Raw genomic sequence first — 14,120 nt, 5'->3', positions numbered from 1 at the left:
TAGCTTACTTTAAAGTGTACAGCACGTTCAGTTATAGGTAAAATACATATATCGAATAATTAGTATTCCTTTTGTCTATAGGAAGGGTGAGTCATGTGGACATTAGACATTTAACATATTTCTTAGAAGTGGCGAGGTTAAAAAGCTTCACAAAAGCATCACAATCTCTTTATGTGTCGCAGCCTACCATTTCCAAGATGGTCAAAAATCTCGAGGATGAGCTGGGGGTGCAGTTGTTTTATCGGAATGGCCGGCAGGTTGAAATGACAGATGCTGGACAAACGATGTATACCCAGGCGAGTGAAATCACACAATCATTTCAAAATTTAACGAGCGAGCTAAATGATCTAATGAATGTCAAAAAAGGGCATATTCGCATCGGGCTGCCGCCGATGATTGGATCGAGTTTTTTCCCGAATGTCATGGGAGAATTTCGTCAGCAGTATCCTGATGTCACATTTCAATTAGTGGAGCACGGCTCTATTAAAGTAGAGGAAGGGGTCGAAGATGGTTCGTTAGATATTGGTGTCATTGTTCTGCCTGCAAATGATAAAATCTTTCATACGTACACCATTATTAAAGAGGACATGAAGCTCGTGACGCATCCATCACATCCGATGGCAGGTCGAGATAAGGTTGATTTAGCTGATTTAAAGGAAGAGTCCTTTATTTTCTTTCGAGAAGACTTTGTTCTGCATAGCCGGATATTGAATGAATGTATGAATGCGGGCTTCCGGCCCAATGTCATTTATGAAACGTCTCAATGGGATTTCATTAGTGAGATGGTAGCCGAGAACTTGGGAATTGGCCTTCTGCCTGAGCGGATCTGCCGTGATCTTGATCCTGAAAAGGTGAAAGTCATTTCCTTAAATACGTCGATCCCATGGCATTTAGGAGTCATTTGGCGAAAGGATCGCTATTTGTCGTTTGCGGCAAGAGAATGGTTAAAGCATACGAAATCCTATGTATGGGGAGCAGAGTAAAAGGGAGGACGATACAGATGAAAACAAGCATCGCATCTCATTTATTGGAAAAGGTTCGAGCGGAAAATCCACTTGTTCATAATATCACCAATCAAGTCGTGACGAACTTTACAGCGAATGGTCTGCTTGCTTTAGGCGCTTCGCCGGTCATGGCAAATGCCAAAGAAGAAGTGGCTGAAATGGCGCAATTAGCCGATGCGCTTGTGCTGAACATTGGCACACTGACCAAGGAGACGGTGGAGGCCATGATTCTGGCTGGACAATCTGCCAATAAAAAGGGGATACCTGTTCTATTAGATCCTGTCGGCGTTGGTGCGACAGCGTTTCGAATGAAAGCGGCAAAACAGCTGTTAGAGCAAGTGAACATGACAGTTGTCAGAGGGAACGCTGCAGAAATTGCTCATTTACTTGAAGTGGATGGCTGGGAGTCAAAAGGCGTGGATGCGAAAGCAGCGAACGGAGATGTATCGGCACTAGTCAAACAAGCAACGAAGACACTTCAGACAGTTGTGGTGATCACAGGGGAAGTCGATGTAGTTTCAAATGGAGAGGATGTGTTGTCTATTCATAATGGACATGAATGGCTCACCAAGGTGACGGGAACAGGCTGTTTACTGACGTCTGTCATCGGGGCATTTTGTGCAGCAGGTGAAAGGCCGCTTCACGCATCGGCAGCTGCTCTATTGTTTTATGGTGTCGCAGCTGAAAAGGCAGCTCAGTACACCGAGAATAAAGGGCCAGGTACGTTTCAAATGGAATTGCTCAATGCACTCTCACACACAACTGGCAAAGATGTGTTGACGCTAGGGAAAATAGGGGGAATGTCACATGACAAAGACTGATCAACAGCAAATCAAACAGCAATTATCGGTTTATTTTATTATGGGAACAGCGAATACAAGCCGGCAACCGCTTGATGTTTTGAAAGAGGCGATTCAAGGCGGAATCACCATGTTTCAATTTCGAGAAAAGGGCGAGGGAGCCTTGCAAGGAGAAGAGAAGAAACAATTGGCTCGCCAACTTCAAGTACTTTGCCAAGAAGCGAATGTTCCTTTTATTGTGAATGATGATGTGCAGCTAGCGATAGATCTTGATGCAGATGGCGTACATGTTGGCCAGGAAGATACAAATGCAGAAGACGTTAGACAAAAAATCGGGAATAAAATATTAGGAGTGTCTACGCATAACCTAGATGAAGTAAAACAAGCCATGAAGGACGGCGCAGATTATGTCGGCATGGGCCCAGTTTATCCAACAGAAACGAAAAAGGATACACGCAGTGTCCAAGGGGTATCATTGATCACTGAAGTGCGTCATCATGGTCTTCATATTCCGATTGTTGGCATCGGGGGTATCACATATGGCAATGCAGCACCAGTCATACAAGCAGGGGCAGATGGTATTAGCATCATCAGCGCCATTAGCCAGAGCGCTGATCCTAAAAAAGCAGCAGAAGAATTGAAAGCACTTGTTGCATCAGAAAAAGTATCTCTTTAATCTGGAGGAGACATGGATTGACTCAATTCATGTCTTTTCTGATTTCGGGGAAAATAGACAGGTGAGAAACAATTGTGTACAATCAAATTGTTCGATTATTGTCGAAATGACAGGTAAATAAAGGAGAATGAACAATGGAAGTGCTCGATACGTATTTTCGCCGCTACGATGAAGCTGGAAAAGGGCAGGAGCAAATGGATGAATTGCTCGCATTGTTTTCTGACGATGTCATGATTGTCTTAAATGGTGCAGAGAAGCCTGGGATCCAAGCGTTTACACAGTTTTTAAACACATTTTTCCACGTGCATGAAGACATCAAGCATATGTGGGATGGATGGAAAAAAAGAGAAGACGGAAAGTATGAAACCAACTGGGCCGTTTGTGGAAAACTTTCGGATGGCCGTGTTTATACAGCAGAAGGAATTGATATTGCACAACTGGACGACAAAGGAAAAATCGTTTATTTAGAAAACGTTCCGAAAAATCCAGAGTTATTTCAGCGCTATTAAATAAAAAGCCGGCTCATCAGCCGGCTTCTTTTATTTGTCTAAAGAATAAGCCTCGATGGCTTCTTTCGCTGATGTTTCTTTATCAAAAATAAGGTGGCGGCTGTACACCTCACTTAAATGCAGTGGTTCTTGATCTAAGTCATCTACAAGCTCAAAGACATCTAATATGGCTGCTAATTTAATGGTCGTTTGTCCGCCTTCAGCATTCTCAAAGGTTTCTTCTGGAAAGCTTTTTTTGACAATATCCTTTACTTTACAATGGTTTTTTGCTCGCACCAAAATGATTCGTTCTTCAAATATTTTATCGGGTATACTGCTTGGTGATGAGATGGATTCGAATAATAACTTGGCAGAATATATCTGACGCATAAGTAATGTCACTTCTTTCTTGCAGCTTTTTTTGTTCAAATGAGAGTTTCTCAACATGTGAAATGATTTCCAGTATGTGTATAAAATGATAACATATGAATGATGTTGTGTAGGAGGATGTTTGAACACACATAAAAAGGAGGTGATAGGGATGAAAAGTGTGATTGATAATAGAGGGGAAGAGCATGAAATTTTGTTGATCCTCGTCACATGCTGCTCTTTGATCACACGTAGAAGGTTTGCCAGATTAGAGAAGTATAAAAATAAGTTAAAAGGTCAATTTATACCTTACTAAGGAAAAGAACAACACAAAGAAAGCCGGCTCATCAGCCGGCTCTTCCTTATGAATCAGTATCCATATGCATCCCTGTATGTGCCTTTACTTGAATTTCTGTAAAGGTGTCTTCATCTGCTTTTTCAGAGGAGAAGATCGTGCCTAAGTAAGCGGCAAGGAATCCAAGCGGGATCGAGATAATTCCAGGGTTCGACAGCGGGATGAGTGGGTCTCCTGTAAAGATGGCTGCTCCCGATGGGTCCCAGACGCTTGGGCTGAGCGAGACGATAATCAGTGCGCTCAGCAGTCCTACTAAGCTCCCTGCAATGGCACCCGTAGAATTAAATCGTTTCCAAAAAACAGTGAAGATAATCAATGGTAAATTTGCACTTGCTGCCACTGCGAAGGCAAGTGACACAAGGAAAGCAACGTTTAACGATTGGGCAAATAATGCGAGAATGATAGAAAGAATGGCCACGCCGATGGAAGCAAAGCGTGCCGCTTTTACCTGTTCCCGTTCACTCGCTTTCCCTTTGCGGATGATCTGACTATAAAAGTCATGCGCAAAGGCAGACGCGGCGGATAGGACGAGACCAGTTACGACCGCCAAAATGGTCGCAAAGGCAATAGCGGAAACAAAGGCAAATAGCAAATCTCCTCCAAGGGCTTGGGCGAGCAGTGGAGCGGCCATATTTCCTGCTGCATCTGCTGCTGTGATCGCTTCTGTTCCAACAAAGGCAGCAGCACCGAAGCCAAGGAAAACTGTCATTAGATAAAAAATACCGATGATCCACGTAGCGGATAGAACAGATTTACGCGCAGAAATGGCATCCTTCACCGTATAAAACCGGATCAAAATATGCGGCAAACCTGCTGTCCCAAGCACTAGAGCAAGGTTCAAAGACAGGGTCTCTAAAGGCACATCATATTTATTTCCCGGGTGAAGAAATGCCCCACCGAGCGGGGTCGCTGTTTTCATCTCCTCAAACATCTTCAGCAGGCTAAAATCAAACTTTGCAAATACAAGCAGTGAAATAATCAGTGTCCCAAGCATGAGAAGCACAGCCTTTGTAATCTGTACCCAGCTGGTTGCGATCATGCCACCAAACACGACATAAATGGTCATTAAGACACCGACGATTAGTACCGCAATCCAGTAATCAATGCCAAGAAGCAGCTTGATTAATGCACCTGCCCCAACAAGCTGTGCAATCATATAAAAAGTAGAGACTGTGATTGTGTTAAACGCAGCAACTCCTCGAATGGCAGGACGCTTAAATCGTGCAGCAATCATATCGGCCATCGTATATTTTCCTAGATTTCGAAGCGGTTCGGCTACAACGTAAAGTACGACAAGATACGCCACTAGAAAGCCAATGCTATAGAAAAAGCCATCAAATCCATTTAACGCGATCATTCCAGCGATTCCTAAAAATGATGCGGCAGACATATAGTCCCCAGCGATGGCAAGTCCGTTTTGAAATCCAGTCAGACCTCCACCTGCTGTGTAAAAATCGCTCGCATTGCTCGTTTTTTTCGCAGCAAAATACGTGATGACCAATGTGAGCCCTACGATCGCTATGAATAAAATAAAAGCGGTCATGCTCATTCGTCATCACCTCTTGATTCAATTTTTAAAGCGCTTACATATTTGTCGAACTGAGCTGCTTTCCTCGCATAAAGTCCACATAATACCCAAGTCATCACAAATTGTGTGAGGGCGAATAACCACGCCCATGAGATCGCGCCAATTGCCGGCGTGTTCAAAAAGGTGAAGTAGGATGTAGCAACCGGAAGTGAAAAGTAAAAGAGAAAAAAGAAAATCGTCATCGGTACGATAAATCTGCGTTTTTCCTCGAGAAGTTTTCGAAAATCCTCTGAAGCGGCAACCTTCTTATAATGAACTTTTTTGTCTGCCATTGTTTCCTCCTTTGTACGAATTAGGGACAAGGTACTCCAATGCATATGAGACGATCTGGCTGTTTATGACAGTATATCATAAAAAAGGCACCCGAAAAGGGTGATGAGCCTGATTAAAACATGACTTTATCTTGAGGTATTGTGTTAAGTCGAGAAGGGGCAAGCATTCTATTATATGAAATATCGGCCTTGGAAGAGTGACATATGGAAAGGTTACTGACCGTCTTGCAGGCGCAAGACGGTATTTTTTGCTTCGTACTGGCTTAGTAATCTATGATAAATTGTTTAGGAAATTAATGGGTTGATCCTGTTGTTAGAGGGGGAAAGGCAAATGGTTAAGACAATCTCAAGAAATGACCCGTGTTTCTGTGGTAGCGGGAAGAAATATAAAAAGTGTCATAGTGACATTCATCCTGAATCAAGAGCTGTACGGCTTATCCAGACATACAGAAAGTACGAACGAAAAATAGAAGATTATCAAAAATCAACAGGTAATATTCCTCCATGTCAAAAGGGGTGTTATAACTGCTGCTATGATGATTTTTCCATAACTGAAATTGAGTTTGAATTTATTATGCGTGAGTTGAAGACTTGGAGCAAAGATCGAGTAGAAAAAATATATGATACTGCTTTGGATCAGTGTGAAACGATTAAAAATGAGAGACCGGACACCTGGAGAAATTTAGAGATATATACACCGAACGATGGCACAATAATTGTTGAACAAATGAAGAAACACATGACAGTTGGACGGAATAGCTTTCCTTGTCCACTACTTGATCCAGAAACAAAATCATGTTCAGTTTACGATTCTCGCCCGCTGATTTGCCGTTCTTTTGGTTCGACTCATCATAGAATCAATCAAGCTACTCGTGTTGAGATATGCGAGTATATACCTGATTCTGTGGAACACGCTACAATGACTCCTAATGTTAATGATGAAACAGCAGAGACTATTGAATATGTACATTTACGTTTGCCAGACGGAAGTACAATTCAACAAAGGCCCTATCCGATCTATTACTGGTTTAAGATTTTCTTCGATCGGACCGGAAAAAAAGAAGCGCAGTATAATCATTATGATAGCTCAGTCAATTTTAATCAGTCACTTGAACAGGCAAACTTATATACTTTAAAAGGATTTAATCTGATTTAAACGAAAAAAAAGCAATATTCGCGAAATCATGTCTCTTGCATAGATGGCCACAATTTTTCATTCGTGTTTTAGCTCATTTTGGATCTTCCAGAGAAGCTACTTTGTTCGTATTCTCTCCACACAACAAAAAATCTTTAAGGAGTGTGAAAATAGTGCGGAAAATTCAGCGAATGAAACATTTGAGGTCATGCGATGCCGAGTTGGCATGTTGACATCAAGAATTACATAAACATGAGAAAAGCAGGCTAATGGAGCCTGCTTCTTTTTTTAATATTTTTTCCCAAGACGTGTCGTATGTGAAACTGTTTTAACATGTTTTTTACGCTTTGAATCTTTGTAGACAGATAAGACAAATTTGTTGTTCCAGTAGCCGTTTTTCGGGCTGTAGTATGTTTTGAAAGTGTAATGAAAGACTTTTTGACCTGTTGATCCTGAAGCTGTAGTTACTGTTGTTGCAAGTATGGCAACTGCTTTTAGTGTCAAGACTGCGCCTGCTACAGCGCCGGTCCCTGTCGGTAATGCCAAAATTGTAGTTGTCACAAGAGCGACAATAGCAAGAGTAACGTTGAATTTGTTTTTATAGGTTTTTACAAGTCTCCATTGATAATCTTTGTTTGATTTTGTGCTAAACTCGCCGTCTTCATTTAATAATTCTTGTCCAGCTTCTTTAAATTCTTTAATGTCTACTAGTTCATTGTTGATGCGAAGTTCTTCTTTTGCTCGGTCATAAAAGACGGTTTCTACTTTTTCGCCATTATCAATGGTTATCGTTTGAGTGCTGCCTTTGACTACAGAATTGAAAATATGTAGTTTGCCTTCAATTTCTGTTTGGTACGATTCTTTAATTTCTTGAGGTTCTTGGGTTACTGCGGCTACGGTTTGTAATGGAACTGTTAGAAATAACGTCAGGCCTAAAAGTACGATTATGAACTTTTTCATTCTGGATATTTCCCCCTTGTTTTTTGTGCGATAATATACACATGGATAAAAAATGCTTTTCTTTAAAAAAAGTTAATTTAGGAGTGGTTGATGTGTTTTGGAATTGGGTAGTAGGCATGATCGGGATAATCATAGGAGCTTGTATCTTTGCAACGGAGTTCGAAGATGCTACTTTCTTCACTCGCTTTATTTTCAAGCTTATTGCGATTTTACTTCTTGTGTTTTCAGTGACTTTTATTAAGTGGCGGCGGAAAAAAATAAAACAGCATAAGTCATAGTTCTCCCTCCTTTTTTTGACATGTTTTCATCCTATCATTGATTGATTCATCTTTGGGAATTCATTGGAAAATTTCTTTTTGGGTTGCGGTGACCGCAATATAGGTTCTTTAATATGGTCATCACTTGATAATAAAGAACAGGCTAAAGAGCCTGTTCTTTTGTTTCTTAAAAAACATGGAGTATATTTCAAAAACACCACCAAGAGCGTTCATATTCGATTCTAAGCACCTTTATTTATGCTCGGGGATTTTCCATAGTGTGATGCTTCAAATGCGCTTATATGGGATTTAAATGGGTTAACTGCTGCGATAGCATCTAAAAACCTATATGTCTTGTGCCCTACTTGCTTAAAAAGTGCTTGCGCCATGCCGAAAATTTTACATATAAATGGATAAATAGGTCTTTATTAGGAATTCTTGTGCTAACATTTATTAAAAATTGGTTTTCTAGGGGGGATTGTAGATGGCGTCTATACCGTCTCCAGTTGTAGCGATCAAGATAAATGAATGGTATAACCATATAAAAAGATTCAATGTTAAAGAGGCCCAAATACTAAAAGAAGAGGTTAGAAAAGATATCGATGTCATGGAAGAAGATGAACAGGCGGTTCTTTATTTTCAGTTGATGGAGTTCCGTCATCAATTGATGACAGACTATGTGCAGCCTTCTAAAGAACCACTTGAAAAATCGGATTACTTGAAAGCTGTAGAAGGACAAGGAAAGAAGATGTCAGCCATTCTTGAATACTATTTTAATTTTTTTCAAGGAATGTATGAATTCAAAAATGGTGAGTTTATTAGAGCTATTGTGTTCTATAAGCGCGCGGAAAAGCGCTTGGAGCAAGTAGGGGATGAGTTAGAAAGAGCGGAATTTTATTACAAATTATCAGAAGTGTTTTATCACATGAAACAGACACACGTGTCTATGTATTACGTTGGTCTTTCTTATGATACTTATAAGGCACATAAGAGTAATTCACTTTATATGATTCGAGAAATTAATTGTCTAACTGTTATGGCAGGTAATTTCATTGATTTTGAATGCAGAGAAAAGGCGCTTCCTCATTTATTGTCAGCTTTAGAAAAATCTAAGGCAATTTCTAATAAGCCAATGATTGTGAAGTCATTATTTAATACTGGGTGTTGTTATAAAGGATTAGGTGATTATAATAGGGCGCTAGCTTATTTTAATCAGGTTATTCTAGAAGGAGAGCCTATTAATGCTACAGAGTTGCTTTTGGTTTATTATGAATTATCGTTATTTCATTTGAGTCAAAAGGAATTTATTGAGGGTGAAAGATTTTTCAAAAGAGGCTTGGAAGAAGCGAAGAATAGAAAAAATGATCTGTTTTTATCGTTGCTGATGGTATTGGAAATTTTATTTTTAAAAACAGCAAACCTAAGTGAAGTCTTGAGCTCGTTGGAAAAATTAGAGAATGAGAGGGGTTATCCATATATGGAAGACCTAGCGCTTGAAGCGGCTCGGTACTATAATGAGAATGGGCGTATGGATGAATCTGTAAAAATGTATGAAAAAGTGATGTACGCCCGAAAACAAATCCAAAGGGGCGACTGTTCATATGAATTTTAAAACGGTTCTTACTGGTTTTTTGAGTGCTTCAGCATTGCTAGGTGTGATCTCTTTATCATCTGTCGATTTTGATGTGAATTCAAGAAATGCTACTTCTCCAGAATCCACTGATCTGACTGTAAGGAATGCTACAGGCAGTAGCGTTACTACTGAGGATTTTCCTCTTATAACTTTATCTCAACAAGATAACGATTTTGCTGTGAGGAATGGAACCCGTTCTAGTGAAAATCCTGATGTTCGTTTTGGAACACGTGATTCTAGATTATCTACTTGATGAATCAAACAGACCTTTAGGGTCAGGCTGTCGAGAAAATCTCGACAGCTTTATTTTCCCCCTTAAAATTTACATTTCCCCATTTTATAATAGAGAAAAGCGTATTAAAGGAAGGTGTTTTTCTCATGTTCCACATTAGACATTCTTCTCAGCACGAAGCTGAATTTGTATGACTAGATCAATTGGTTGAACACGATCACTTGCTTCGTAAAATTGATCAGTACATTGATTTTTCATTTATCATAGATAAAGTAAAACGGTATTATAGTGAGAAATAAGGTCGTCCTTCTCTCGATCCACTTATTTTGTTCAAAATGATGTTTATCGGGTACCTAACATCATGATGTGGAAAATAAAAAAGAATGTAGAAAAACATGAGTTTCTCTACATTCTGGACACCCAAAAAGGGTGCTTTCTATCGATATTTTGCAAGAAATGTTTGTCTCGCTTTTTCATATGCTTCCGCATCAAAATGATCTCCGCATTTGTGGATGCACCAAGGCTCTTCTTGTTTCGCAATGCCAACCTCATAGCCCTGTTGCATGAATTCAAAGGATTGCGAAACATCATAAAAATGAAAGCCATCAAAGAGGTCCTCACGCCACTTCACATCATATTGCGTCGCCATGAAAAGACCATCAATCGCCGAAGCGTTCATATAATCTTGCGTTTCTGCCTGTTGACGACCACTTTCAAACGAAAGCAGCTGATAGGTGTCGTGACGATATTCAATGACTTTCCCCCTGCAATCAGGACTTTCCCACCAGATTCCATTGTCAGGCACGCTTTCTGCACCTATGACCCCAATCATCCCAAGTGATGGATTTTGTAAAAAAAGCGGGATCAACTCAAGCAGCATATGCTGTTTGACAATCAAGGTGTCTTGATGAAGATAAATTTTAAACTGAGCTGGATGAGTGATGGCTTCATTATAAGCAGAGGTCATACTGGATGCATGTCTAATCGGCAAAACCTCCACATGATATCCATGGGGAGCAGGAAGTGAAGCGAGCTGCCGAAAGCAAGCCTGAAACATAGACTCATCATTTACACATAAAACAAACAGGATGGTGGGGTTACTCATGAAGCTGAACCGCCTCAACCACATACTGATAGGCGGTAGCGGCCTCATGAAAATCTGAACGAATGCCATGCTTCATAAGTAATTCATGTAAATCACTCATCACGCTCGCGTAGGTAGGATGCTGTACGCGAATGGTTTCGAGTTCGCGAATACGAAAGCCTGCTGAATGAAAAAGTGCATGAATTTCATGAAGAGTGAAGAAACGTAAATGAGTTTGATCCATTAATCCTGCATCTGTATAAGTGAATCTGCCGGCTAATAATTCTAAAACGGTTGATATGTGACCGATATTTGGAATGGATGACAGGATGGCTCCTTCTTTTTTAAGGAAAGGTTTGACCTTCTTTAAAACGGCCCACGGGTCCAATAAATGTTCAAGGACATCTCCGAATATAATGCAGTCAAATTGTTCCTGTTCGTAAGGGAGCGTCATCTGTTCAATATTTCCGCATAGCACATGATCTAGCTCTTGCTCAGCCTCTTTTGCTGCATTCTCAAACGATTCAATTCCATAAATGGTCCGGTCCTTTTGTTTCAGGACTTTTCCAAGCTTGCCTGTGCCGCATCCGATATCCAATAAAGACGTCCATTCCTCACGAATACGGCTGACAATGACCGGGTTCACGCCATGATAATACTGATCCTTTTTTTGGTGATAATAGGAAAGGGAATCTGAACTCACGCTCTACCCACCTTTCTGCTTTCTCATTGTTTTCATGCTTAATATATGGGTGGGGAGCTTGGTTTTATAACGAGAGAAGAACAATTTTTATGAATGGCGGCTAAAAAGGGATCATATAAAGAACGGGAAACGGACTGTCCTCCTAATATAGAAAGACAGAACCCCATGAGTGGAAGGGATTGGTATGAAGGGGTGTTCTACTGTAGCGTATCGTCATGAAAGGATTTTTAAAAGGTCAATTGACAAGTCAGAACTTTTAGCCAAAGCAGTCTGAAAGACAAAGGATAACGGCGTTGATTTACGGTTTGTTTATCATCTTCTGATCACCGTTGGATGTTAAAAAAGCTTGTATTTCTTCGATGGCTAGTCCAATTTTTTTCGCTTCCTGAATCAAATAAACCCACTCTTCGTCAACTCTTCTTTTCACTTGCGTATCCATAATATCCTCCAGTTCAATAAGACATATTCATCTGCAACCAATGACTTGAACAAACCGTCTAGTAACTGTACGTGTGGATGAAAACAGCGCAAAATAGATTTTGTCGAAAAATGATGACATTTAACCTATTTTGTAAAATCTATCACCTACCACGTTCCTAAAAAAATGACTAAAAAACCCATAAATATTGATTTCTTACTTCTAATAATAAACAATTGTAAAGTCAGTTAAAAGATTATAAATTAAAATAATGAAAAAGACCTAAAACATTTGGCTTATATAAACCAATTAGGTGACATATGCCATCGAGTAGAACAAATTTCATCTGTGCAGGACGTACATATTGTTCGTTTGGGAAGTTCTTCTCAAGATGGTATTCTAAAAGAAACAGAAACCACCAAGAAGGAATGAAGAAAGACATGTATAGCCTTTTTCAAAAGTATCAAGAAGTTGTCATGTATCTTGTGATGGGTGTGTGTACAACCATCGTCAACATAGTCAGCTTCTACTTATTCGTTGAGATGTTTTCCATGGATTATAAAACAGCTACAGTTGTTTCATGGGTATTTGCTGTTCTCTTTGCTTATATCACCAATAAGAAGTATGTCTTCAAGCAAAAGGCCCGTGATACGAAAAGCCTTATGCGTGAGCTTTCTTCATTTTTTAGTGTTCGTCTCATGTCTCTAGGTGTAGATCTAGGGCTGATGATTTTATTTGTGACCCAAATGGCGCTCAATGAAACTGTCGCAAAAATTCTTGTCAACTTTGTGATTGTGGTCGTGAATTATGTCGCCAGTAAATGGTTCGTCTTCAAGAAAACAAAAGAAGATGCGATTTAACACATGAAAAAAGATAGGTGATATGAAATGAGCAGCAGGCCAGACGAATTATATGATGTCATATATCAGCAAACAGAAAAGCAGCATGAACAAGTGCTGAGGCTAGTCAAAGAAATGACCGCACATCCAGAAGCGTTTTCGGAACAAGAAAAGGAAAAGATCAACCGAATGGACATTGCGCTTCAAACAGCAACGGACATTTTGGAAAACTTAATGACACCTGACACGCAAATGACCATTGTTTTAAGACAAGGGAGAATTCATGTTGACCTGACGAAAGCGTAAAAGAAGCAGCCAATTGTGAAAGCGGCTGCTTTTTATTATGCATCGCTTGTTTCCCGCAGTTGCTTTGGAGACATGCCGATTTTCTTTCGAAAGACTTTATTCAAGTAATTCGCATTTCTGTAGCCGCACTGTATGGCGATTTCTTCAATCGAGTATTTTGTTGTTTTCAGTAACGTTTCCGCCTTTTCTAACCGAATATTGGTTAGATAGTGAATAGGTGTGAAGCCAGTGGCCTTTTTGAATTCCCTCGTAAAATGACTTTTGGATAAACGTGCCGCAGCTGCCATATCGTCCGGGCCAATTTCCTCGTGAAAATGATGGCTGGCAAACAATGCCGCTTGAACGATAGGCTCGGGCCATTTCTCCATTTGTCCCTCAAGCTTTGGCAAATATGAATACAGTTCCATGACAAATTGATAAGCAAGGCTAGACCCCTCAAATGGATTGGTAATCCGTCTTTCACTGGCTTCATCATAAATGGTCTTGAGCAGGCGGATAGGTCTGGAATTCGGATGAAAACGCATGACCTGCTTTCCTTGGTCAATAAATTGGTCAAAGCAAAGATCGCAGGCTTCCCCGTAAAGCGTTAAATAAAGAAATTCCCAATGCTCACTGTCTTCTGGAAAATAATATTGGTAGGCACTTGGGCTTTTCACGAGAAAGGCCTGACCCGGCAATACTTTGAAACGTTTCTCTCCGATTTCAATCATGCCATGTCCAGACAGTGTGAGCTGAAAGATGCACTTGCCCTGATCCTTCCGCTCCACGCCATTCCAGCTATATAACGAAGAAGATTGAACTTCCCAGCCAACAGACCAGATTTGTGCTGGCAATGTCACACCAGAATGGTGAAAACGAAATGCAAATGCTTCTTTCTTCAAATTGGAAACCCTCCTTCACAGCAAAAAACAACCTTTTTCTATTTAGAATCATGTTACACCTCATATCACATCGTACCATTCACAGCAAAAAAAGGGTATTTTTTAACGATTTTTTTACCA

General features: G+C 40.2%; 19 protein-coding genes and 1 pseudogene. 12 read left to right on the top strand and 8 right to left on the bottom strand.

The genetic code is table 11. The annotated features are described in order from the left end of the window. Window positions 1-95 precede the first annotated feature (95 nt). The 4 genes from cidR (at window position 96) to CKW02_RS18810 (ending at window position 2,989) form a co-directional block, all read left to right on the top strand. Window positions 96-983 (top strand): cidABC operon transcriptional activator CidR, encoded by an 888-nt coding sequence (gene cidR, locus CKW02_RS18825; RefSeq protein WP_003214744.1) that lies wholly within the window; start codon window positions 96-98, stop codon window positions 981-983. Between the two features lie 17 nt (window positions 984-1,000). Then, window positions 1,001-1,825 (top strand): hydroxyethylthiazole kinase, encoded by an 825-nt coding sequence (gene thiM / locus CKW02_RS18820; RefSeq protein WP_003214668.1) that lies wholly within the window; start codon window positions 1,001-1,003, stop codon window positions 1,823-1,825. Continuing rightward, window positions 1,812-2,480: a thiamine phosphate synthase gene (thiE, locus tag CKW02_RS18815; RefSeq protein ID WP_003214635.1), complete on the top strand. Its 669-nt coding sequence runs from the start codon at window positions 1,812-1,814 to the stop codon at window positions 2,478-2,480. The genes thiM and thiE overlap by 14 nt, the downstream gene beginning before the upstream one ends. A gap of 134 nt (window positions 2,481-2,614) precedes the next feature. Continuing rightward, the gene (locus CKW02_RS18810) at window positions 2,615-2,989 is read left to right on the top strand and encodes a nuclear transport factor 2 family protein (protein WP_003215339.1); all 375 of its coding nucleotides are present in this window, start codon (window positions 2,615-2,617) and stop codon (window positions 2,987-2,989) included. A 30-nt stretch (window positions 2,990-3,019) separates the two neighbouring features. Here CKW02_RS18810 and CKW02_RS18805 read toward each other — a convergent pair whose 3' ends face one another. Further along, on the bottom strand, window positions 3,020-3,358 hold the full coding sequence (locus CKW02_RS18805; RefSeq protein ID WP_034620338.1) for a DUF4288 domain-containing protein: 339 nt from the start codon (window positions 3,356-3,358) through the stop codon (window positions 3,020-3,022). A gap of 151 nt (window positions 3,359-3,509) precedes the next feature. Between CKW02_RS18805 and CKW02_RS20370 the strand changes: the two genes are divergently transcribed. After that, window positions 3,510-3,653, top strand: a complete 144-nt coding sequence (locus tag CKW02_RS20370; RefSeq protein WP_003215361.1) for a hypothetical protein — start codon at window positions 3,510-3,512, stop codon at window positions 3,651-3,653. Window positions 3,654-3,699: 46 nt separating this feature from the next. Here the strand turns inward: CKW02_RS20370 and CKW02_RS18800 are convergent, their stop codons facing one another. Together CKW02_RS18800 and CKW02_RS18795 are read right to left on the bottom strand one after the other, a co-directional pair. After that, on the bottom strand, window positions 3,700-5,241 hold the full coding sequence (locus CKW02_RS18800) for a solute symporter family protein (RefSeq protein WP_003214799.1): 1,542 nt from the start codon (window positions 5,239-5,241) through the stop codon (window positions 3,700-3,702). Then, window positions 5,238-5,552, bottom strand: coding sequence for a DUF485 domain-containing protein (locus CKW02_RS18795; RefSeq protein ID WP_003215154.1), 315 nt, complete (start codon window positions 5,550-5,552; stop codon window positions 5,238-5,240). Before CKW02_RS18795 ends, CKW02_RS18800 begins: the two co-directional genes overlap by 4 nt. 331 nt (window positions 5,553-5,883) lie before the next feature. Here CKW02_RS18795 and CKW02_RS18790 point away from each other — a divergent pair, with 331 nt between their 5' ends. Then, entirely contained in the window at window positions 5,884-6,708 is an 825-nt protein-coding gene (locus tag CKW02_RS18790; protein ID WP_003214866.1) for a YkgJ family cysteine cluster protein, read from the top strand. A 267-nt stretch (window positions 6,709-6,975) separates the two neighbouring features. Here the strand turns inward: CKW02_RS18790 and CKW02_RS18785 are convergent, their stop codons facing one another. Continuing rightward, a complete protein-coding gene (locus CKW02_RS18785) occupies window positions 6,976-7,647 on the bottom strand; it encodes a hypothetical protein (RefSeq protein WP_003214528.1) in 672 nt (223 codons plus the stop codon). Between the two features lie 92 nt (window positions 7,648-7,739). Here CKW02_RS18785 and CKW02_RS18780 point away from each other — a divergent pair, with 92 nt between their 5' ends. The 4 genes and pseudogenes from CKW02_RS18780 to CKW02_RS20520 all read left to right on the top strand — a co-directional run. Next, window positions 7,740-7,925, top strand: a complete 186-nt coding sequence (locus tag CKW02_RS18780; RefSeq protein WP_034620275.1) for a hypothetical protein — start codon at window positions 7,740-7,742, stop codon at window positions 7,923-7,925. Window positions 7,926-8,388: 463 nt separating this feature from the next. Next, entirely contained in the window at window positions 8,389-9,516 is a 1,128-nt protein-coding gene (locus CKW02_RS18775; protein WP_003215304.1) for a response regulator aspartate phosphatase, read from the top strand. After that, entirely contained in the window at window positions 9,506-9,790 is a 285-nt protein-coding gene (locus CKW02_RS18770; RefSeq protein ID WP_017360144.1) for a hypothetical protein, read from the top strand. The genes CKW02_RS18775 and CKW02_RS18770 overlap by 11 nt, the downstream gene beginning before the upstream one ends. A 125-nt stretch (window positions 9,791-9,915) precedes the next feature. Continuing rightward, a pseudogene (locus CKW02_RS20520) lies at window positions 9,916-10,065 on the top strand (IS5/IS1182 family transposase); the annotation flags it as partial. 140 nt (window positions 10,066-10,205) lie between these two features. On the opposite strand, the gene CKW02_RS18765 reads toward CKW02_RS20520, so the two are convergent. The 3 genes from CKW02_RS18765 to CKW02_RS18755 form a co-directional block, all read right to left on the bottom strand. Then, complete coding sequence (locus tag CKW02_RS18765; protein ID WP_034620274.1) at window positions 10,206-10,874, bottom strand: glycosyltransferase family protein; 669 nt, start codon at window positions 10,872-10,874, stop codon at window positions 10,206-10,208. Further along, window positions 10,867-11,556 (bottom strand): class I SAM-dependent methyltransferase, encoded by a 690-nt coding sequence (locus CKW02_RS18760; protein WP_095117915.1) that lies wholly within the window; start codon window positions 11,554-11,556, stop codon window positions 10,867-10,869. The genes CKW02_RS18765 and CKW02_RS18760 overlap by 8 nt, the downstream gene beginning before the upstream one ends. Before the next feature lie 298 nt (window positions 11,557-11,854). Continuing rightward, window positions 11,855-11,995: an anti-repressor SinI family protein gene (locus tag CKW02_RS18755; RefSeq protein WP_003215413.1), complete on the bottom strand. Its 141-nt coding sequence runs from the start codon at window positions 11,993-11,995 to the stop codon at window positions 11,855-11,857. 455 nt (window positions 11,996-12,450) lie between these two features. On the opposite strand from CKW02_RS18755, the gene CKW02_RS18750 reads away from it, so the two are divergent. Next, window positions 12,451-12,834 (top strand): GtrA family protein, encoded by a 384-nt coding sequence (locus tag CKW02_RS18750; protein ID WP_034620336.1) that lies wholly within the window; start codon window positions 12,451-12,453, stop codon window positions 12,832-12,834. Between the two features lie 27 nt (window positions 12,835-12,861). Then, window positions 12,862-13,119: a hypothetical protein gene (locus tag CKW02_RS18745; RefSeq protein WP_003215318.1), complete on the top strand. Its 258-nt coding sequence runs from the start codon at window positions 12,862-12,864 to the stop codon at window positions 13,117-13,119. Between the two features lie 35 nt (window positions 13,120-13,154). Here CKW02_RS18745 and CKW02_RS18740 read toward each other — a convergent pair whose 3' ends face one another. Next, window positions 13,155-14,000, bottom strand: coding sequence for an AraC family transcriptional regulator (locus tag CKW02_RS18740; protein ID WP_095117913.1), 846 nt, complete (start codon window positions 13,998-14,000; stop codon window positions 13,155-13,157). Between the last annotated feature and the right edge of the window lie 120 nt (window positions 14,001-14,120).

The sequence above is a fragment of the Bacillus pumilus genome (genome assembly GCF_900186955.1).
Classification (GTDB): Bacteria; Bacillota; Bacilli; order Bacillales; family Bacillaceae; genus Bacillus; species Bacillus pumilus.
This window is presented reverse-complemented; position numbering and strand designations above follow the sequence as displayed.